Origin of the sequence: Janthinobacterium sp. GMG1 (assembly GCF_034427795.1) — a bacterium.
In the GTDB taxonomy this organism is placed as follows: Bacteria; Pseudomonadota; Gammaproteobacteria; order Burkholderiales; family Burkholderiaceae_D; genus Janthinobacterium.
On sequence record NZ_JAXQNT010000006.1, the window covers coordinates 129,468 to 150,068 of the forward strand.

At 63.2% G+C, this 20,601-nt stretch carries 20 protein-coding genes; 15 read left to right on the forward strand and 5 right to left on the reverse strand.

Annotated elements, in window-relative coordinates; all coding sequences use genetic code 11:
* Positions 1-76: 76 nt before the first annotated feature.
* Both SJI03_RS17240 and SJI03_RS17245 read right to left on the reverse strand, forming a co-directional pair.
* Entirely contained in the window at positions 77-1,447 is a 1,371-nt protein-coding gene (locus SJI03_RS17240; protein WP_035826342.1) for a DEAD/DEAH box helicase, read from the reverse strand.
* A gap of 188 nt (positions 1,448-1,635) precedes the next feature.
* Positions 1,636-1,878, reverse strand: a complete 243-nt coding sequence (locus tag SJI03_RS17245) for a hypothetical protein (protein WP_322428010.1) — start codon at positions 1,876-1,878, stop codon at positions 1,636-1,638.
* A 219-nt stretch (positions 1,879-2,097) separates the two neighbouring features.
* Between SJI03_RS17245 and SJI03_RS17250 the strand changes: the two genes are divergently transcribed.
* Together SJI03_RS17250 and SJI03_RS17255 are read left to right on the forward strand one after the other, a co-directional pair.
* Complete coding sequence (locus tag SJI03_RS17250; RefSeq protein WP_322428011.1) at positions 2,098-2,751, forward strand: hydrolase; 654 nt, start codon at positions 2,098-2,100, stop codon at positions 2,749-2,751.
* A 67-nt stretch (positions 2,752-2,818) separates the two neighbouring features.
* The gene (locus tag SJI03_RS17255) at positions 2,819-4,675 is read left to right on the forward strand and encodes an amidohydrolase (RefSeq protein WP_322428012.1); all 1,857 of its coding nucleotides are present in this window, start codon (positions 2,819-2,821) and stop codon (positions 4,673-4,675) included.
* Between the two features lie 14 nt (positions 4,676-4,689).
* Here SJI03_RS17255 and SJI03_RS17260 read toward each other — a convergent pair whose 3' ends face one another.
* Genes SJI03_RS17260 through SJI03_RS17270 form a run of 3 tightly spaced genes read right to left on the reverse strand, consistent with a single transcriptional unit; the run spans position 4,690 to position 7,156 of the window.
* Positions 4,690-6,054: a vWA domain-containing protein gene (locus SJI03_RS17260; protein ID WP_322428013.1), complete on the reverse strand. Its 1,365-nt coding sequence runs from the start codon at positions 6,052-6,054 to the stop codon at positions 4,690-4,692.
* Positions 6,054-6,662 carry a TadE/TadG family type IV pilus assembly protein gene (locus SJI03_RS17265; protein ID WP_322428014.1) on the reverse strand — a complete coding sequence of 203 codons (609 nt, stop codon included), beginning with the start codon at positions 6,660-6,662 and terminating at the stop codon, positions 6,054-6,056. Before SJI03_RS17265 ends, SJI03_RS17260 begins: the two co-directional genes overlap by 1 nt.
* A complete protein-coding gene (locus tag SJI03_RS17270; RefSeq protein WP_322428015.1) occupies positions 6,659-7,156 on the reverse strand; it encodes a TadE/TadG family type IV pilus assembly protein in 498 nt (165 codons plus the stop codon). The genes SJI03_RS17265 and SJI03_RS17270 overlap by 4 nt, the downstream gene beginning before the upstream one ends.
* A 273-nt stretch (positions 7,157-7,429) precedes the next feature.
* On the opposite strand from SJI03_RS17270, the gene SJI03_RS17275 reads away from it, so the two are divergent.
* The 13 genes from SJI03_RS17275 to SJI03_RS17335 all read left to right on the forward strand — a co-directional run bounded on the left by SJI03_RS17275 (position 7,430) and on the right by SJI03_RS17335 (position 20,574).
* Positions 7,430-9,130 (forward strand): sensor histidine kinase, encoded by a 1,701-nt coding sequence (locus SJI03_RS17275; RefSeq protein WP_099380415.1) that lies wholly within the window; start codon positions 7,430-7,432, stop codon positions 9,128-9,130.
* A 43-nt stretch (positions 9,131-9,173) separates the two neighbouring features.
* Complete coding sequence (locus tag SJI03_RS17280) at positions 9,174-9,863, forward strand: response regulator transcription factor (RefSeq protein WP_233516342.1); 690 nt, start codon at positions 9,174-9,176, stop codon at positions 9,861-9,863.
* A 391-nt stretch (positions 9,864-10,254) separates the two neighbouring features.
* Entirely contained in the window at positions 10,255-10,422 is a 168-nt protein-coding gene (locus SJI03_RS17285; RefSeq protein ID WP_099380413.1) for a Flp family type IVb pilin, read from the forward strand.
* A gap of 127 nt (positions 10,423-10,549) precedes the next feature.
* Positions 10,550-11,143 carry an A24 family peptidase gene (locus SJI03_RS17290; RefSeq protein ID WP_322428016.1) on the forward strand — a complete coding sequence of 198 codons (594 nt, stop codon included), beginning with the start codon at positions 10,550-10,552 and terminating at the stop codon, positions 11,141-11,143.
* Between the two features lie 27 nt (positions 11,144-11,170).
* On the forward strand, positions 11,171-12,526 hold the full coding sequence (locus tag SJI03_RS17295) for an ATP-binding protein (protein ID WP_322428017.1): 1,356 nt from the start codon (positions 11,171-11,173) through the stop codon (positions 12,524-12,526).
* 16 nt (positions 12,527-12,542) lie between these two features.
* Positions 12,543-13,379: a Flp pilus assembly protein CpaB gene (gene cpaB / locus SJI03_RS17300; protein ID WP_099380411.1), complete on the forward strand. Its 837-nt coding sequence runs from the start codon at positions 12,543-12,545 to the stop codon at positions 13,377-13,379.
* 24 nt (positions 13,380-13,403) lie between these two features.
* Positions 13,404-14,927: a type II and III secretion system protein family protein gene (locus SJI03_RS17305; RefSeq protein WP_322428018.1), complete on the forward strand. Its 1,524-nt coding sequence runs from the start codon at positions 13,404-13,406 to the stop codon at positions 14,925-14,927.
* 10 nt (positions 14,928-14,937) lie between these two features.
* Entirely contained in the window at positions 14,938-15,219 is a 282-nt protein-coding gene (locus SJI03_RS17310) for a pilus assembly protein (RefSeq protein WP_322428019.1), read from the forward strand.
* A gap of 37 nt (positions 15,220-15,256) precedes the next feature.
* Entirely contained in the window at positions 15,257-16,417 is a 1,161-nt protein-coding gene (locus SJI03_RS17315; protein ID WP_099380408.1) for an AAA family ATPase, read from the forward strand.
* A 46-nt stretch (positions 16,418-16,463) separates the two neighbouring features.
* The gene (locus tag SJI03_RS17320; RefSeq protein ID WP_416208766.1) at positions 16,464-17,810 is read left to right on the forward strand and encodes a CpaF family protein; all 1,347 of its coding nucleotides are present in this window, start codon (positions 16,464-16,466) and stop codon (positions 17,808-17,810) included.
* 6 nt (positions 17,811-17,816) lie between these two features.
* Positions 17,817-18,791: a type II secretion system F family protein gene (locus SJI03_RS17325; protein WP_322428021.1), complete on the forward strand. Its 975-nt coding sequence runs from the start codon at positions 17,817-17,819 to the stop codon at positions 18,789-18,791.
* A 41-nt stretch (positions 18,792-18,832) separates the two neighbouring features.
* On the forward strand, positions 18,833-19,765 hold the full coding sequence (locus tag SJI03_RS17330) for a type II secretion system F family protein (protein ID WP_099380406.1): 933 nt from the start codon (positions 18,833-18,835) through the stop codon (positions 19,763-19,765).
* A gap of 23 nt (positions 19,766-19,788) precedes the next feature.
* The gene (locus SJI03_RS17335; RefSeq protein WP_322428022.1) at positions 19,789-20,574 is read left to right on the forward strand and encodes a DUF6584 family protein; all 786 of its coding nucleotides are present in this window, start codon (positions 19,789-19,791) and stop codon (positions 20,572-20,574) included.
* Positions 20,575-20,601: the final 27 nt, after the last annotated feature.

Sequence of the window (20,601 nt, forward strand, 5' to 3'; positions counted from 1 at the left end):
GGCGTGCATAAAAAAACCGTTCCAGAAGCAAGTCCTGGAACGGTTTTTATTGCTGCGATACGCTTACCCGCAGGTATTAACGGCCGCGGCCACCAGATCTGTGGTTTGCCGCCGAACGCGGCGCATTGCCCGAACGGTTGCCGCCGCCACCGCCGCCCGCTGGGCCGGCGCTGCGTGGCTTGGCGCCGCTGCCGCCGGTTTTCACGCGCACCACGGCGCCGGCTGGCGCGCGGCTGTTGTTGCGGTGGCCGCCGGTGCCGCTGCGCAATTGCACAGGCTGGGCGCGGGCGTTCAGGTCGGGCTCGAAGCCTTCGATGACTTCGCGCGGCAGGGTTTGCTTGATCAGCTTTTCGATGTCTTTCAACATTTCGTGCTCATCCACGCAGACCAGCGACACGGCTTCGCCCTTGGCGCCGGCACGGCCCGTGCGGCCGATACGGTGCACATAGTCTTCCGGAATGTTCGGCAAGTCGTAGTTGACGACGTGCGGCAACTGGTCGATATCGATACCGCGCGCGGCGATGTCGGTGGCGACCAGCACTTGCAAGGTGCCATCCTTGAACTCGGACAGCGCGCGCGTGCGTGCCGACTGGCTCTTGTTGCCGTGGATGGCCAGGGCGCCAATGCCGTCCGCGCCCAGCTGCTCGACCAGTTTATTGGCGCCATGCTTGGTGCGCGTAAAGACCAGCACTTGCGTCCAGTTGTTCGACTTGATCAGGTAGGACAGCATCGGGTGCTTCTTGTCGCGGTCGACCGGATGGATCTTTTGCTTGATCACTTCCACGGTCGAATTGCGGCGCGCCACTTCGATCATGGCTGGCTTGTTCAGCAAGCCATCGGCCAGGGCCTTGATCTCTTCCGAGAAGGTGGCCGAGAACAGCAGGTTCTGGCGTTTTGGCGGCAGTACGGCCAGCACTTTCTTGATGTCGCGGATGAAACCCATGTCGAGCATGCGGTCGGCTTCGTCGAGAATCAGGATTTCCACTTTCGACAGGTCAACCGTGCCCTGGCCCATGTGGTCCAGCAAGCGGCCTGGCGTGGCGACGAGGATGTCGACGCCATGCTTGAGCTGCTTGATTTGCGGGTTGATGCCGACGCCGCCGAAGATCACGGTCGAGTTCAATTTGGTGTACTTGCTGTAGGCGCGCACGCTTTCCTCGACCTGCGCGGCGAGTTCGCGCGTCGGGGCCAGGATCAGGGCGCGGATCGGGCGCGTCGAGGTGTTGCTGGTGATGGACGCACCATTGGCGTCCGTCGACAGGCGGTGCAGCACGGGCAGGGTGAAGCCGGCCGTCTTGCCGGTACCGGTTTGTGCACCGGCCAGCAAGTCGCCGCCAGCCAGCACGGCGGGAATCGCCTGCGACTGAATCGGGGTCGGCACGGTGTAGCCGTGTTCGGTAACGGCACGTACGATAGCGTCGGACAATCCGAGGGAGGAAAAGGACATGGTAACTTTATTGTGAGATCGGCCTGTCGCCATCGTGAGGCGCCAGTCGCAGGCAATCAGATTAGGGGTCGAAAGACAGCGGCAAGGGGACTGGTCATATGTGCCGCACACGCGAAGTATAACAGCATGGCAAAAACGCGCCTGTTTTGTTTCAGCTTTGCAATGCCGCAAGTAAAGAAAAGCAGCGCCTAGTCGTCGATCTCGGCGACGGCATAGTCCACGCCCTGTGCATCGAGCCAGGCGCGCAGGGCTTCAAGGCCGTGCCAGGGATCCGGGCGCAGGTGCTGGCATATATACAGGCCGGCGTCCGTCAGCCTGGCGTCCGTGTCCGGCATGGCGCCTGACGCTTGCGGCAGCGCCGCCAGCTGCTGCTCGATGTGCTGGCGCTGTTCCTGCGTCAGGCTGGCCGTGATCCTGAATTCAAATCCCATGGTTACTCCTTGATGAACAGGCCGCTGTTGCGGCTATTTTCTATTATCGAAAAAATTGCACATAGCTTGGCATTCTTTCCGTTTTTGTTTTCAAATCATCTCGTCCATACTGCATAGCACTGGCCCGGCACACACAGCGTGACGCAAGGGCAGGAGCAGAAGCACCGTATAACGACATCCGTAATTTCATATTCAATTATTTTCACTAAGGAAAACATCATGCCTATCGCTACCGCCCAAGCCGCCCAAAAACTGCTGACCCCGAACGATCATACCCTGATCATGATCGACCACCAGTCGCAGATGGCGTTCGCTACCCGTTCCATCGACCTGGCCCTGCTGCGCAACAATGCGGCCCTGGTGGCCAAGGCGGCAGCGGAATTCAAGGTGCCGACGATTTTGACGACGGTGGCGGCGAAATCATTCTCCGGCCCGATCTTCGACGAGATCCAGTCCGTCTTCCCGGATCAGGCGCCGATCGACCGCACCAGCATGAACACCTGGGAAGATGCGCGCATCGCCGACAAGGTGAATGGCTACGGCAAGGGCAAGATCGTGCTGGCCGGCTTGTGGACGTCGGTGTGCATCGTCGGTCCCGCGCTGTCGGCGCTGGAGCAGGGTTTTGACGTCTACGTGATCGCCGACGCCAGCGGCGACGTCTCCGACGAAGCCCATGCGATGGCGATGCAGCGCATGATACAGGCGGGCGCGCAGCCGATGACGTCCGTGCAATACTTGCTGGAACTGCAGCGCGACTGGGCCCGCGGCGAGACCTACAATGAAACGGTGGCGACGGCCGTGGCGCACGGCGGCGGCTATGGCCTGGGCCTGATCTACGCCAAATCGATGTTCAACGCCAGCGAAGGCCTTTGATTTTTTGCTGATTTTGGCTCCGCCGCCCGCCGGCGGGGCCGTGTTTTCATTTGATTGGGGAGTTTCCATGCACGCACACACGATCATGCTCAACGGCCGTTTCCACACGGTCGACAGGACGCAGCCGCTGGCGTCCGCCGTCGCCATCGCCGATGGCAAATTCCTCGCCGTCGGCGACGTGGAAGACGTGATGCGCCATCGCGGCCCCGCCACGCAGCTGATCGACCTGGCTGGCCGCACGGTGATTCCCGGCCTGAACGATTCGCACCTGCACCTGATCCGCGGCGGCTTGAACTACAACCTGGAATTGCGCTGGGAAGGCGTGCCGTCGCTGGCCGACGCCCTGCGCATGCTCAAGGAACAAGCCTTGCGCACGCCGAATCCGCAATGGGTGCGCGTGGTGGGCGGCTGGACGGAATTCCAGTTCGCGGAAAAACGCATGCCGACCCTCGATGAAATCAACGCGGCCGCGCCCGATACGCCCGTTTTCATTCTGCACCTGTACGACCGCGCCCTGCTGAACCGCGCCGCCCTGCGCGCCGTCGGCTATGACAAGAACACGCCGAACCCGCCCGGCGGCGAAATCGTGCGCGACGGGGCCGGCAATCCGACCGGCTTGCTGATCGCCCGGCCGAACGCCATGATCCTGTATGCCACGCTGGCGAAAGGCCCGAGCCTGCCGCGCGAACTGCAAATCAATTCCACGCGCCAGTTCATGCGCGAATTGAACCGCCTTGGCGTCACCAGCGCCATCGACGCGGGCGGCGGCTTCCAGAATTATCCCGAGGATTACGCCGTCGTCGACGAACTGGCGCAAAAGGAGCAGCTGACCATCCGCATCGCCTACAACCTGTTCACACAAAACAAGGGCGCGGAACTGCAGGACTTCCAGAAGTGGACCGGCATGGTCAAGCCCGGCGACGGCACCGACTTTTACCGCCACAATGGCGCCGGCGAAATGCTCGTGTTTTCCGCCGCCGACTTCGAGGATTTCCTCGAGCCGCGCCCCGAGCTGGCGGCCGGCATGGAAGACGAGCTGGAAAAGGTCGTGCGCCACCTGGTCGAGCAGCGCTGGCCGTTCCGCCTGCACGCCACCTATGACGAATCGATCAGCCGCATGCTCGACGTGTTTGAAAAGGTCAACCGCGACACGCCGTTCGGCGGCTTGCACTGGCTGTTCGACCACGCGGAAACCATCAGCCCGAAGAATATCGACCGGGTCAAGGCGCTCGGTGGCGGCCTGGCCATCCAGCACCGCATGGCCTTCCAGGGCGAGTATTTCGTCGAGCGCTATGGCGCGGATGCCGCCAAGGCCACGCCGCCCGTGCAGCGCATGCTGGACGCGGGCGTGCCCGTGGGCGGCGGCACGGATGCGACCAGGGTCGCCAGCTACAACCCGTGGACGGCGCTGTACTGGCTTGTTTCGGGGCGCACCGTGGGCGGCCTGGCCTTGACGGATGCGGCGGGCAGATTGTCGCGCGACACGGCGCTGGAACTGTGGACGGCGGGCAGTGCCTGGTTCTCCAGCGAGCAAGGCAAGAAGGGGCGCATCCGCGAGGGCATGCTGGCCGACCTGTCCGTGCTGTCGGCCGATTATTTTACGGTGCCGGAAGATGCGATCAAGTCCATCGAGTCCGTGCTGACCATGGTGGGCGGCAAGGTCGTCTACGGCCAGGGACAATTTTCGACACTGGCGCCGCCTTTGATTCCCGTGCTGCCCGAGTGGTCGCCCGTGCGCGCGGTGCCCGGCCATTACCGGCCCGTGGCCAGGCCGGCGCAAGCGCAAGCCATGCTGCCGCACCAGTGCGCGGGCGCCTGCGGCGTGCATGCCCACGCCCACGACCGGGCGCGCAAGTCGGCCGTGCCGATCAGCGATTTTTCCGGCTTCTGGGGCACCTTGGGCTGCAGCTGCTTTGCCTTCTAACCGGTGATCAGGCCTTATTTGGAAATGCGCAAAATGGCCGAGGCGAGCCGCGTAAAACAGGGGCTCAGGTCGCTGTCGGTGGCTGCATAGCAGTACAGGCCCACGGGTTCGGCCGGTTTGCGGCAACGCGTAGGCGCATCGCTCGTATTGGCCATGCAGCGTAGCAAGTCTTCGCCGATTTCATTGTCTGGCCCTGCCTTGCCCTTCAGCGCGGCTCCCATGCCCAGGGTAAAGATGTAGGTTTTTTCCAGGCGCGCCTTGCTGGCCATCGCTTCTGCCAGGTTGCGCGATGCACGGTGCATATTGGTCCACTGGAGTTTTCTGGTGGACATATCGTTGTTCACCGCACGCGGCGTAGTGGTCACGATGGGGAATTCGCGCAGCGTCACATCGTCGGCCTGGGCGGGGGAATTGTGTGCGTTATACCAGGCCGGTAGTTTACTGATCAGGTTTCTAGAGCAATCGGTCTCGGGCGCGAGCTTGGTGCTGGTTGAATTGATACGGTACAGTCCATCTGTCGCAAAACCGCTCGATGGTAAGTCGTCGTACACGGCCAGCGCTCCAGCGAACGGGCACTTGCCACTCATGCTGGGGAAAAAGTAAGAGGAAAAGGCGGACGGAGATCCATCGGAAAAGAACACGATGACGCGCAGGCTGGAGCGATTGCTCTGGCTGATGCCCTTGAGTTGATCGAGGGCATTCCACATGCCTTCCGAGTAATTCGTGCCGCCAACAAAGTTGAAGTTGTTGATCGCGGCGTTCGCGCTCGTGCGATCGAAGCCACGGTCGGATTTCTTGATCTGCAGGTCGACTTGCGCGCCGCTGGCGAAATGCAGGAGGCCGACGCGGTCCACGGTGGAGTTGAATTTGTTCAGGAAGGACTTGCCCGCCGCCCGCACGGCGTCGGCATTGGATTCCAGCGACCCCGACGTATCCATCACCAGCACCATGTCCAGGTCCTTGCGGATGGTTTGCGCGCTGGCAGCCACGTTCAGTGTCTTGAAACCGAGTATGCCCATCAGCGAGACGGGCAGGGTGGCGGTGGCCGAGACGTCGATGGTGACGGTGCCCTTGTTGAACGTGACGTCGACCGGATTCAGGGTCGGCGTCGACAGCAGGAACTGATCCGGATAATTGATGTCAAAAAACTCCTTGGCCGACTGGCGCGCACTGGCCCGCTGCTCCGTTTCCGAGTTGCCCGTGGTAACGCCACGCGCCGCCGCCAGGCTGGCCGAGTCGACGGCCGCATTGAGCTTGGCCTTGACGAGGTAGCCGAGGGCCGAATCGACGGCCAGGCCCACCGAGGCGATCAGGACGACGGCCGACAGCGCCACCATGATCAGCACTTGTCCGCCTTGCCGTTTGTAGGAAATGCGCATCAGAATATCGTCATCGAAGTCAGGTCGGGGCCCAGGGTGGGCGTCGTGCTGTTGCCAAATTTCAAGGTGCCGAACAGCATGTCGAAATTGTAGAAAGTTTCCACGGCGTAGATCAGTTCGCCGTCGGCCAGCTGGTTCTGCATCAAGGACACCGTGGGGGCATCGTTGTCCTTGGCGATATTGGTGCACGTGCCATTGCTCCAGCTGCCGCACCGCCACACCTGGCTGGCTGGCAGGTAGCCGCTGGACTTCGCGCCGGCATCCCAGCGGTATTGTTCCAGCACGATATTGCGCAAGCCGCTCTTCGCCGTGTAGCCCATGATCTTGGTGACGTAGATCATGCCGCGCTTGTTCATGTCCAGCGGCGGCGTGCTGGCGGCCAGCGCATTCATGATGGTCTGGCTCGAGCCGCTCAGGTCGGACGTCGAGCGCGAAGCCAGGTTGGCGCCTTCACGGCTGATATTGAGCAGGATGATCTTGGCCTGGATGGCGCGCGACAGGTCGACCACCATGAATAGCAGCAGTGCCAGCAGCGGCAGCACGATGGCAAATTCCACGGCGGCGATGCCGCGCGCGGCGCGTCTTGCCGCAGGGCGTGAACGCATCATAGGCCGCCAAAGCTTTCATTGCGCATGGTGGCGGCCACTACGTTGGCCGATTTGCCGTCCTTGTAGAAGGCGGCCATCATCGGCGTGGCGAATGTCCAGTTATATGCGACGGAGATGACGACGATATCGCCGCTGTTGCCAAACATGCCGGCGCTGGTGCCGCTGCTGCCGTTCACCGTGATGACGGGATTGACCTTGTCGTAGATACCCATGGAACTGGCTTTCATTTTTTGAATGACGGCCTGGTAGCGTTGCTGGTTGCTGCTGGCCGGGTCGAGATCGCTGTTGCCCGTCACCGCATAGCGCGCGCCTTCGCGCACCGCATGCTGCATGGTGAGATTGGCGAAATACGCCATGCTCAATTCGATCACGCCGATCATCAGCAGCAGGAAGACGGGAGCGATGATGGCAAACTCGACAAGGGAGGCGCCAGCTTGCCCGATGCCGGCGGGCGGGGGGCGGGGAAAGCGGGGCGTAGCCTTGCTGAGCATCATTTCAGGTATCCAGGTAAAGGCTCGCGCCTGCGTATTTAGGCTATGTATTCAAATCAATTTGCCTCGGCTCATTTTAGCGCGCTTTGCGCGAGTGAGGGTCGCATTAAAATGCACGGAAATCAAGTTTATTATAATTTACATAGTAAATGACAGGCTTTTCATTCCTAATTTCTAATCCTGGGAGTAATATGCGGGGCGTACGAAAATTAAAAAATAATTAACCATTCTCCGGCATGCCGGGAAAATGGTAATTTTTGTAAAGATGAAATCAGTATGCTGCAACAGAAACAATTGCAATGGGGAAAGAATACCGTGGCGGCCTTGCCGCCGGAGGATCATGCTGACTTGCAAATGATCTTTGGCATGCGTTTATTGTTGGCCGTGATGGCATTGCTGACGCTGATGATCGATTCCGGCCATCAAGGTATGGCTGGGCAATTCGCCCCGGTGATGTTGTCCCTGTATCTGCTGTATGGCGCGGCATTGCTGGTGTTGCTGCATTTTCATCGCGGCAATGGCAAACGGGTGTATTGGCTTGATGCAGGCTGGTGCGGCCTGATCGTGTGGTGCACCGGCGGTGGCGAGAGTTATTTTTTTCCCTATTTTTTCTTTGCGATCCTGGCCTCGTCGTTCCAGCGGGGGCGCGATGAAGGCACCCGGATAACGCTCGCGTCCTGCGCCTTGCTGGTGCTGGCGTCGGTGCTGTCGGAGCAGGAACCGAACTTGCCGCTGCTGCTGTTGCGCACGGCGTTTGTCATGGCGCTGGGCACCATGATCGCTTGCTGGGGCGGCTTGAGCGTGCAGCACAAGCGCCGCCTGGCCTTGCTGCGCGAAGTGAGCCAGCAATCGAATCCCCGTTTCGGCGTCGATCATACGGTGGCGTCGATGCTGGAGAAGGCGCGCGTCTTCTTTGGCGCCAGCAGCTGCATCCTGGTCATGCGCGAGGGCGGCGCGGCGCATTGGCAGTTGCGCACGGCGCTCGATGACAGCCGGGGCAATGGCGGGCGCGTCAGCCAGATGAGCGAGGCAGCCGTGGCGCCGCTGATGGTGTTCGAGGCCAGCCAGAGCGTGCTGTACGCATCATCGCTGCGTTCGCGACTCGGGCTCGGCCCTGCGTGGCAGGGCAAGGCGCGCGCCAGCGCCACCTGGCAGCGGCTCGACCTCGACGCCACGCAGGGCACGGCCCTGACGGAACTCTTCGATGCGCAATCCTTCATCAGCGTTCCCTTGCCTTTGCATAAGGGGCAGGGCCGCCTGTATGTGCTGGCGGCCACGGACCGGCTGTCGAAGGCCGACGCCACGTTCCTGGCGCAGATCGTCGAGCAGGTATTTCCCCAGATAGAGAACATCGCCATTCTCGACAAGCTCGCCTCCGGCGCCGCTTACCGCGAACGGCAGAAGATTGCCCGCGATTTGCATGATTCGACCATCCAGCCCTACATCGGCTTGCGCCATGGCTTGAGCGCCTTGCGGGCCAAGGTGGCCGCCGGCAATCCCTTGCTGGGCGACCTCGACAAGCTGATCGAGATGAGCGGCCAGGTCATTGGCGACTTGCGCCAGATGGCGCAGACGGTGCGCGGCGGCCAGGAGCGGCATGACGAGCCCGAGCTGCTGGCGGCGTTGCGGCGGCAGGCGCAACAGTTGAAGAAATTCTTTGGCATCGACATCGAGATCGTCTCGGAGCGGGCGTTCGTCCTCAGCGACAGGCTGGCGGCGGAAGTGTTTCAGATCGTTAACGAAGGCATGAGCAATATCCGCAGGCATACGACGGCCCGCGAGGGGTGCGTGCGCCTGGCCTGCGGCACGCATGCCGTGTCGATCTCGATCGAGAATACCGCCGAGTCCGAAGCGTCCCGGCGCGCCCCGTTCATGCCCGCTTCCATCGCCGAACGGGCGCTGGCGCTGGGCGGCACCGTGCAGGTGGGCCAGGCGGCTGGCGGCGCGACGGCGGTGCGCATTGAAATTCCCGTGTAAGGGCCTGGCCCTGCGCGCCGTGGCACATAAAAGGTATACATCCATGTTAAATCCGCATCCGATTCGCGTCATGCTGGTCGACGACCATAAGACCATGTTGTGGGGTCTGGAAAAAATGCTGGAGGAAGCGTGCCCGTCGATGGAAGTGGTCGCCAGCGTCAGCAATATTGGCGATGCCGTGGCCCTGAGCTGCAGCTTGCAGCCCGATATCGTCGTGCTCGATGTCGATCTCGATGGCGTATGTTCCGTCGATTTCGTGCCGGCGCTGGTGGCCAATGGCGTCACGCGGGCGCTGATGTTCAGCGGCACGCGCGACCAGGAAGTACTGGCCAGCGCCGTGCGTAACGGGGCGCGCGGCGTGATCGGCAAGGAGGTGGCGGCGGCACAGGTCATCGACGCCATCGCGCGCGTGCATCGCGGCGAACTGTGCCTGGACCAGGCCTTGCTGGGCAGTCTGCTGGGAGCGCTGATCAAGCCGGCACCGACGCCGGCGGCGCCCGATCCCGAGGCGGCGCGCATCGCCTTGCTGACCCTCAAGGAGCGCAAGATTGTCGCCATGATGGTGGAAGGCAATGGCGCACTCAACAAAACCATCGCGCAGCGCGCCTTCATTTCCGAGCAAACCCTGCGCAACCATTTGACGTCGATTTACAGCAAACTCGATGTGGCCAACCGCCTCGAGCTGTATGTGTACGCCTTGAAGAATGGCCTTGCGGCGGCGCATGAATATTGAAGCCGGTACAAATGTACTGATGTCACGCAGAAAAAAAGCTCTTTTGTACCGGCAATAAAATTACTTTTGTCTGTTTAATATCAATATTTATTTAATTATAATATATGCATCAGCAATCGGTAAATACCGCTGAATTAGCCAGGCTGATATTGCGAATAGGGACAAAAGCGGAAAAAATCCGGAATAAAGATGATTTTCCAGGCAGCGCGCATGTATTGCGCGCCAGGCCCGGAAATTCATTTTCCGGGGACGTACAGTTATTGTCGCCGATGGCCTTGGTGTGTCTGATTGCACTTCTGTCTATATGCAAGGATGCGTGATATCGATTTATTGGCTGGCCGCATCCGCAGTTGCACATGACGTTGTAAAACTCACTCTGAATGGATTAATCATGAATTTCATCAAAAACTTTATCGCTGAAGAAGATGGCGTTACCGCAATCGAATACGGCCTGATCGCCGCACTGATCGCTGTTGCAATTGTTGGCGCGGTCAAATTGCTGGGCACTAATCTGTCGACCGTATTTACAGGCGTCTCGACCACGTTGACCGGCAAGTAATCAGCACACGTGCAATGGCGGCGCGCCCCTTTCCGGGCACGCGCCGATGGTGGCCCGGATCAGCCGCATGGCGCCGGGCCATCGTCGTTTGTGGCCCAGCCATCGTCCTTCGCGTGCCAGATAATCCATGTACACCGATCTTTTCCTGACCTGGTCGCCGGCGGTCCTGCTGGCCGGTTTGCTGCTGCTGGCCGTGTACCACGACGTGCGCAGCCGCCGCATTCCGAACCGCCTGGTGTTGACTGGCGCGCTGGCCGGGCTGTTGCTCAATGCCGTGTTGCCGGCTGGTGCAGGCCTGTTGACGGCCACGCCGGGCGCGCTCGGCTTCTGGCAGGCCTTGGGCGGCCTGGCCCTGGGCCTGGTGTTGCTGCTGCCGATGTATGCGCTCAAGGCGCTGGGCGCCGGCGATGTGAAACTGATGGCGATGGTGGGCGCCTTTGTCGGCCCGCTCGCCGTCTTCTGTTGCCTGCTGGCCAGCCTGCTTGCCGGCGGCGTGCTGTCACTGGCCGTGGCCGCCTGTCACGGCACCTTGCGCCAGGTCGGCAGCAATAGCTATCACATGGCCTTGAACAGCTTCATGCGGGCCATCGCGGCGCAGCGGCCCGATATTGACGCGCCCGTCGTGCCCAGCGGAAAGTTGCCGTATGCCATAGCCATCGCCAGCGGCACCGCGCTGTATCTGCTGCTGGCCGCCGCCGGCCAGCTGGACATGTTCGCATGATCGCTGGCATCTTCTGTCGCTGTTCCCATGCCTGCTGACCTGCTTGCCGCACCGGCGTCCCAGCGTGCCCCGCGCACCGTCGAAGAGACGGGCTTGCCCTTTTTTTTCCTCGTCGAACTGCTGGTCAAGGTGCTGTTCCAGCGGGGCCAGCTGCACCTGCCCGAGCTGGCCAGCTACGTCAAGCTGGGCCTGGGCGTGATCGACCCCGTCATCGTCTTCATGCGGCAGGAAAAAATGTGCGAGGTCATGCGCCGCGGCGCCAGCGGCACGGATGCCGACATCCATTACCAGTTGACGGACAGCGGCCGCCAGCGCGCCCTCGAATGCCTGGCGCGCAATGCCTACGCGGGCCCGTGCCCCGTGCCGCTGGCTGCCTATAACGCGCAGGTGGCGGCACAGAGCGTGGCCAACATGCACGTCACGCGTCCGCAGGTGCAAGCCAGCTTCGATGGCGTGGTGGTCAACCAGGCCGTGCTCGACCAGCTGGGCGCGGCCATGAATTCCGGGCGTGCCATTTTCATTTACGGCGCCGCCGGCAGCGGCAAGACTTACCTGGCCGAACGCTTGCAAGACTTGCTGCAAGGCGCCATTGCCTTGCCTTACGCCATCATGGTCGATGGCGAAGTCGTGCCCTTTTATGATCCGGTGCTGCATCTGCCGGCGGCGCAGCAGCAGGAAGCGCCGGCCGGCATCGAGCGGGCCGTGCAGCTGGACGCGCGCTGGGTGCGCGGCGTGCGTCGCCCGGCCGTGCTGACGGGCGGCGAGCTGACCCTGGAAATGCTGGACCTGCGCTTCGACAGCGTGACGCGCCTGTACCGCGCGCCGCCGCACCTGAAAGCCAACAATGGTATTTTCATCATCGACGACCTGGGGCGCCAGCGCTGCTCGCCGCTGGAACTGATGAACCGCTGGATCGTGCCGATGGACCGCGCCATCGATTACCTGTCGCTGCACAACGGCCATACCTTCCAGGTGCCGTTCGACGTGGTGGTGGTGTTTTCCTCGAATTTCCTGCCCGAGCGCCTGTCGGACGCGGCCTTCCTGCGCCGTCTCGGCTACAAGATCGAAGTGCCGGCGCTCAGCGCCGCCCATTACGAAACCGTGTTCCGCCAGATGTGCGCCACCTACGGCGTGGCATTCGACGCGGCCGCCTTTGCCTTTTTGCTGCAGCGCCATGCGCGCGGCGCGACGCCCTTGCTGGCCTGCTACCCGCGCGACCTGCTGCGCCAGGTGCGCGACCTGGCCCGCTACGAAGGCACGGCGGTGCAGTTGAGTGAAACGGTGCTGGACTGGGCCTGGAACAATTATTTTGCCGGCGCGAATCAGCGCCAGGGCGCGGACGACCTGGCCGTGCAGGAACGCCGCGAACCGAAATCAAGTTGAAGTCAGAGGAAAAACGATGCGAAATACCCGTGCTTTACTGATGTTGCTGCTGGCCCTGGTGCTGGCCGGTGCCGCCGTGCTGACGGCGGCGATCTGGATGGGCGGCCAGAGCACGCCCGCCAGCCAGAAGATCGTCGTGGCCCTGGTCGATATCGGCGTGGGCACGAAGATCAGTCCGTTGATGCTGCGCAGCATGGACTGGCCCGCAGGGGCGCAGCCGCCCGGCGCCTTTACCGACGGCAAGGCGCTGGACGGACGCATCACGCGCTCGGCCGTCAGCCTCGGCGAACCGGTACTGGAAAGCAAGCTTGCGCCGCCGGGCACGAGCGGCGGCCTGTCCTCCATCGTGGCCGACGGCAAGCGCGCCATGACCGTGCGCGTCAACGATGTGGTCGGGGTGGCGGGCTTTGCCTTGCCGGGCAACTTTGTCGACATCCTCGTCAATACCCAGGACGACCGCGCCAAGGCCAGCGGCGGCGCCGAGCTGGCCATTTCCAAGATCGTGCTCGAGCGCATCCTGGTGCTGGCCGTGGCGCAGGAATCGAACCGCGACGACAACAAGCCCAAGGTGGTCAATGCCGTGACCCTGGAATTGACGCCGGACCAGGTGGAAAAGCTCGACCTGGCGCGCAGCGTGGGCGCCTTGTCGCTGGTGCTGCGCAACCAGGTCGATCCGGCGCCCGTCAACACGGGCGGCGCCACCAAGGAGTCGCTGCTGGGACTCAAGCCGCTGGCGCCCGTCGCGGCACCGCGCGCGGCCGCCCCGGCGCGCCAGGCGCCGCGTGCCGCCGCGCCACCGGCCGAGAGCGTCAAAGTGATCACGGGCATGGATACCCGCGTCCAGCAATTTTAACCATACCAGTAGCAGGGATAGTCGATGACCTCATTTCGTACCCGTATCGCCAGGCCGCACGTGCGCCTGGCCCTGGCCCTGAGCGGCTTGACGGCGAGCTTGCTGTGGCCGGCTGGCGCCAGTGCCGCGCCCGCCGTGCGCAAGGTGGATGCCGCCAGCCAGGCGGCGCCCCTGTCGCTGGGCGCCGATATCGCCCGGCTGGGGCCGCCGATTCGCCTGTCCGTTGGCAAGTCGACCTTGCGCAGCCTGACGCGCGCCGTTTCGCAGATCGCCGTCAATGATCCGAAGGTGGCGGGCGCCAGGCTGCTGGGCAGTTCCAGCGAGCTGTATATCTGGGGCCTGGCACCGGGCAGCACCAATCTGATCCTGTGGGACAAGGATCACCGGCCCGTGATTGTCGATATCGAAGTCGGCGTCGATGCCGACGGCTTGCAGGCCCAGCTGTCACACGTGTTTCCGCGCGAAACCGATCTCAAGGCCAGCTCGGCCGGCGGCGCCATCGTGCTGACGGGCATGGTGTCGGACGCCGTCAAGGCCAGCCAGATCATGGCCATGGCCACGGCGTTCGCGCAGCGCGGTGCCGGCGAGGCGGCGGCGCCGGCTGCCGCGACCGGCGTTGCGCCAGTGGCTGGTGCCCCCGGTGCCGCCACGCCGGGCGTGAGCGTGATCAATATGCTGACCATCGCCGCGCCGCAGCAGGTGATGCTGGAAGTCAAGATCGCCGAAGTGTCGAAAACCCTCGTCGACCAGCTGGGCGCCAGCATCGGCGCGCGCGCCAGCAGCGGCAACTGGACCTACAGCTTCCTGTCGAACTTGTTGAGCGGTAATCCCAGCATGATCGACGGTTTTAATGGCAAAAACGGCAATTTCCTCACGCTCGATGCGCAAAAGCGCGACGGCCTCGTGAAAGTGCTGGCCGAACCGAACATCATGGCCATCAGCGGCCAGGAGGCCAGCTTCCTGGCCGGCGGCAAGATATACATTCCCGTCTCGCAAGACAGCGCCACCAACAAGATCACGCTGGAAGAAAAGGAATTCGGCATTGCCGTCAAGTTCACGCCCACCGTGCTCGATGGCGGACGCATCAATTTGAAGGTGGCGCCGGAAGTGTCGGAGCTCAACAAGGACGGCATCGGCATCACCACGGGCGGCACGGCCGGCAGCGCCATCCTGCCCGCGTTTACCACGCGGCGCGCCACCACCACCGTGCAATTGTTCGACGGCCAGAGCTTTGCCATCGGCGGCTTGATCAAGAACAACGTGACGACGAATATCAAGGCGCTGCCGATGCTGGGCGAGATACCCGTGCTGGGCGCCTTGTTCCGCAGCAGCGATTTCCAGACGGACCGCACCGAACTCGTGTTCATCATCACGCCGCACCTGGTCAAGCCGCTGGCCGGCGACTACGTGTTGCCGACGGATGCCTACGTGGCGCCCAGCCGCGCGCAATTCTTCCTGCAAGGGAAGATGGAAGGCGATGCCACGCCGCCGCCCGCCGCCGACAAACAACCGGGCGCCGCCGCGGCGACCGGCTTCGACCTTCAATAGGAGAGTGAGCATGCAGCGTCCGCCATTCCTTTCCGTGCTGTGCGTGCTGCTGGCGTCGTTCGCCGCCAGCGGCTGCACCACCACGCCGCACCTGGACCGCCAGTTTGGCCGCAGCGTCGATTTTCTGCGGGCACAGCAGGTGATCAACCCGCAGGCGGGACTGAACCGCGACCCCGTCGCCGGCCTCGACGGCAAGTCCGCGGTGGCAGGCTACACCGCGTACGAGAAAACCTTCAGCGCGCCCGTGCCGCAATCGAGCACCCTGACCATCGGCGTGGGTGGTCGCCAATGAAGATGTCACCGTTATCACAGAACAGGCAAGGCATATCGTGAAAATCGCCATCATATCCCGCGATGAAAAAGCATTGGCCGAGCTGGGCCGCCTGGTCGGCAACCGCAATCCGGCCGACGACGTCGATACCCGCAGCGGACCGCTGGAGCAGCTGTACTCGGCGCAAGAGCTGCCCGATGTGCTGATGTTCGACCGGCCCGGCAACGATGGCGCCGACCTGGCCGCCATCGAGCGCCTGAGCAATCAGTTTCCGCGCCTGGCCGTCATCCTGCTGTGCCCGCAGCATTCGCCTGATTTCCTGCTGCAAGCCATGCGTGCAGGCGTGCGCGAAGTGCTGCCGTCGCCGGCGGCGGCCGCCAGCGTCTACCCGGCGCTCGAGCGCATCGAGGAAAAACTCGAGCGGCGCGACAATGGCAATGGCAAGGTGCTGGCCTTCATTTCCTGCAAGGGCGGCAGCGGCGCCACCTTCATCGCCACCAACCTCGGCTATGCCCTGGCGGAAAGCGGACACAAGCGTGTTGCCCTGCTGGACCTGAACCTGCACTTCGGCGATGCCTCGCTGTTTGTCTCCGAGAACAAGCCGCTGGCCACCCTGGCCGACGTGACGCGCGACATCCACCGCCTCGATCCGTCCTTCCTCGCCTCGAGCATGCTTAATGTGTTGCCCAATTTCAGCGTCCTGGCGGCGCCGGAAGACCCGGCCCATGCCAGCGAAGTGCAGCCCGAGCATATCGACGCCATCATCAAGCTGGCGCGGCGCCAGTACGACTTCGTGGTGCTCGACGTGGGGCGCAACCTCGATGCGGTCAGCGTGCGCGCGCTCGACCACGCGGACCTGATCTTCCCCATCCTGCAAACGACCTTGCCGTATATCCGCGATGGCAAGCGCCTGCTGGGCATGTTCCGCTCGCTGGAATACGACAAGGACAAGGTGCGCCTGATCGTCAACCGGCACGACAAGGGCGGCGAAATCCGCCTGCAGGACCTGGAGGCGGCGTATGGCACCACGATCGACCGCACGGTGCCGAATCACTATGCATCGGCCGCCGCTTCGGTCAACCAGGGCATGCCGATCTTGCAGCTGGACAAGAACAGCCCCATCACGCGCTCGCTGCAGGAGTTTGCCGCCAGCCTGACGGGCGTCAGCGCCGAACCCGTGCGGCAAGGCTGGCTGAGCCGCGTGCTGCAGCGCGCCTAACTTCATTCGAACAGGAACCCTCATGGCCACTTCTCCCGTCTCCAGCCTGTCGATCCGCGAGCGCCTCGGCAATGGCAAGATCGCCACCCTGACGCCGCAGCGCGCGCCGTCGATCGACAACCGCAGCTACCGCGAGCTGAAACAGCGCATCCATGCGCTGCTGCTCGAGCGCGTCGACCTGGAAAGCATGCAGCGGCTGACGCAGGAGCAGATCCGCGACGAGTTGCGCAGCCTGGTCGAGCGCCTGCTCGACGAGGAAGCCGTCGTGATCAACGATCTCGAGCGCAAGAACCTGACGCGCGACATCCGCAACGAGATGCTGGGCTTTGGCCCGCTGGAAACCTTGCTGTCGGACCCGACCGTGTCGGATATCCTCGTCAATGGCCACCAGCAAGTATATGTCGAGCGGCGCGGCAAGCTGGAATTGACCGATGTCGTGTTCAATGACGATGCCCATTTGATGAAGATCATCGACAAGATCGTCTCGCGCGTGGGCCGCCGCATCGATGAATCGAGCCCCATGGTCGATGCGCGCCTGCCCGACGGTTCGCGCGTCAACGCCATCATCCCGCCGCTGGCCATCGACGGGCCCGTGATGTCGATCCGGCGTTTTGCCGTCGATCCGCTGCGCCTGGCCGACCTGGTCGCCTACACCAGCATGACGGCCGAGATGGCCGAAGTGCTGCAGGGCCTGGGCAAGGCGAAGATGAATATCCTCATTTCCGGCGGCACGGGCAGCGGCAAGACCACCATGCTGAACGTCATTTCCGGCTTTATCGGGCATACGGAACGCATCGTCACGGTGGAAGACGCGGCCGAGCTGCAATTGCAGCAGCCGCACGTGGTACGGCTGGAAACGCGGCCCGCGAATATCGAAGGCAAGGGCGAAGTGAGCCAGCGCGCGCTGGTGCGCAATGCCTTGCGCATGCGTCCCGACCGCATCATCCTGGGCGAGGTGCGCGGCGCCGAGGCGCTCGACATGCTGGGCGCCATGAACACGGGCCATGAAGGCTCGATGGCTACCATCCACGCCAACACCCCGCGCGACGCCATCACGCGGCTGGAAAACATGATCAGCATGGCGGCCGCCAACTTGCCCAGCAAGGCCATCCGCCAGCAGATCAGCTCGGCCATATCGGTGGTGGTGCAAGTGTCGCGCCTGATCGACGGCAAGCGCAAGGTCACGTCGATCCAGGAAATCACGGGCATGGAGGGCGATGTCATCACGATGCAGGAAATCTTCAGCTTCAAGCAGACGGGGGTGGGGGAGAGCGGGGCCGTCGTCGGGTATTTCTCGGCCAGCGGCATCCGTCCGCATTTCCTGGAACGCCTGAAGAGTTTTGGCATCGGCATTTCCAGCGCCGTCTTCGAGCCGACCCGCAGCGGGCGCTGACGCGGCATGGGCTATCTCTCGTATCTGGTGTATTTGCTGATCTTCCTGGCGGTCATGCTGCTGGTGGGCGCCGTGTATTTCAACTGGCAGTCGCGCGGCGCCGGCGCCGGGCGCGTGGCGCGCCGCTTGCGCGCGATGAATACGGCCAGCGACGACGCGCAGAAAACCGTGTCGATCACCAAGGATCGGCTGCTCAGCTCGCATGCGGGCATCCAGGGCGTGCTGGAATGGCTGCCCGGCGTGGCCGCGCTGGACCGTTTGCTGTTGCAGTCGGGCAAAGACTGGGATGTGGGCAAGCTGCTCGGCTACAGCTTGCTGGCCTGGCTGCTGGGTTTGCTGTTGGGCAGTCTCAGCCCCTTGCCCTGGTATCTGCGCCTGCTGCTCAGCCTTGCCTGCGCGGCGCTGCCGTTCCTGCTGGTGCTGCGCACCAAGGCCAGGCGGCAGGCGCGCATCGAACTGCAATTGCCCGATGCGCTCGACATGATGAGCCGCGCCATGCGTGCCGGCCATGCTTTCCCCACGGCCCTGAAAATGGTCGGCGACGAGATGACGGGTCCCCTGGCCGATGAATTCCGCGCCGTGTTTGACGAAGTCAATTTCGGCGTGTCGATGGCTGACGCCCTGTCGGGCCTGGCGGCGCGGGTGCCGAGCACGGACTTGCGCTATTTCGTCATCGCCGTGCTGATCCAGCGCGAGACGGGCGGCAATCTGACGGAATTGCTTGGCAGCATCAGCGCCATCATCCGCGACCGTCTTAAATTGATGGGCCAGGTGCGCGTGCTGTCGGCCGAAGGGCGCATGTCGGCCTGGGTGCTCGGTTCGCTGCCCTTTGCCGCTGCCCTGATGATGCAGGTGACGAACCCCGAGTTCCTCTCCGTGCTGTACCTCGATAGCGGCGGCCGCAAGATGGTGTCGATGGCCTTCGGCATGCTGCTGATTGGCATCGTTGTCATCCGCAAGATTGTCCGGATTCGCGTGTGAGGCCATGAAATGAAGCAATTGACCAGACAGAGGGTGGCACGATGAGCGGCATGCAGATGGGTCTGTTGGTGGTGCTGTTCCTGATCGTGTTCGGCATCGTCCTGGTGCTGGCGCGCTTGTTTGCGGGCAACGCGGTGCAACTGCGCCTCGATACCCTCGAGGTGCAGAAGATCGATACGGGCAGGGCGCGCCGCATGAACCAGCGCTGGCTGGCACACCTGGTCAGCCTGACCCGTCCGCTGGCCAAGCTGTCCTTGCCCGAAGAGGGCTGGGAAGTGTCGCCCATCCGCATCCGCTTCATCAATGCGGGCTGGCGCAAGAGCGCCGCACCGGCGCTGTTTTATGCGGCCAAGACGGGGCTGGCATTGCTGTTTCCCCTGCTGGCCTATCTGCTGCTGCGGCACGGCGACTACAACCTGTTCCTGTGGCTGGTGCTGGCGGCGGCCCTCGGTTATTACCTGCCCGATTTCTGGCTCAAGCATTGCCTGAAGGAGCGCCAGCGTGAGATCTTCGAAACCTTTCCCGACGCACTGGACTTGATGACCGTCTGCGTCGAGGCGGGCCTGGCGATGGATGCGGCGCTGGCGCGCGTGGCGCAGGAAATCGGCATGAAAAGCTTGATCCTGGCCGAGGAATTGCAACTCGTGACACTGGAATTGCGTGCCGGCAGCGCCAAGGACAAGGCCTTGCGCAACCTGGCGCTGCGCACGGGCGTGGAAGATGTCGATGCGCTGGTCACCTTGCTGATACAGGCGGAGCGTTTCGGCACCAGCATCGCCGCTTCCCTGCGCGTGCAGTCGGACGAGCTGCGCACCAAGCGGCGCCAGCGCGCCGAGGAAACGGCGGCCAAGATTGCGCTCAAGCTGCTGTTTCCCCTGATTTTTTTCATTTTTCCCTCTTTGCTGGTCGTGCTCATGGGGCCGGCCCTGCTGCAGATCCGCCGCGCCCTGCTGCCGGCGATGGGCGGGCTATGACGCTGCGCTGGTACTGGATACCTGTGTGGTGGCTCTTGGCATGCCTGCTGCAAGGCTGTGCGGCCACGCCCGCCGCGCCGCACTGGCAGGTACAGGGCGTGCAGCGCATCGGCCATTCCGCCGGCCAGAGTGCCGCCACGTATTTGGAACTGGGCAAGTTTTACCAGGCGCGGGGTCAGCTGGAACTGGCCGCCGGCGCGTATGCCGCTTCGCTCGCCCTCGACCCGCGGCAGCTGGGCGCGCGCAATGCGCAAGCCGTGCTCGACGCGCGCCAGGGCCGGCTGGAACAGGCTGCCACGGCGCTGCAGGCGCTGGTGCGCGACTACCCGGACGCTGCCCAGCCCAGGAACAACCTCGGTTATGTGTATTACCTGCAAGGTGAGCTGGCGCAAGCGTCCGCCATGCTCGGGCAGGCCGCGGCGCGCGCCGGCGGCACGGCGCTGGCGCGCAACAACTTGCAGCTGGTGCAAGCGGCGCAGGCTGCATTGGTACCAGCCGCCCCAGTCGTGGCCGCCGCGCCGGAGGTGCCGGCCGAGATCGAAATCATCAACGGCAATGGCATCCGCGGCATGGCGGCGCACATGCGCCAGCGCGTGCGGGAGCATGGCATGGCGGTCAGCCGGTTGGCGAATCTGCCCGGTTTCCGCCAGGCACGCAGCCAGATCCTGTATGCGCCCGGCAACGCTCGCCAGGCCGATGCCTTGCGGCAAATTCTGGCGCAGCGAGGGGAGGCCGTGCCACTGGTGGCCGTCGCCAGCCTGGGGCGCGGCGCCGGCATCCGCCTGATCCTGGGGCGCGACCAGGCTTGAACACAATAGCAGCAACACATGATCAGC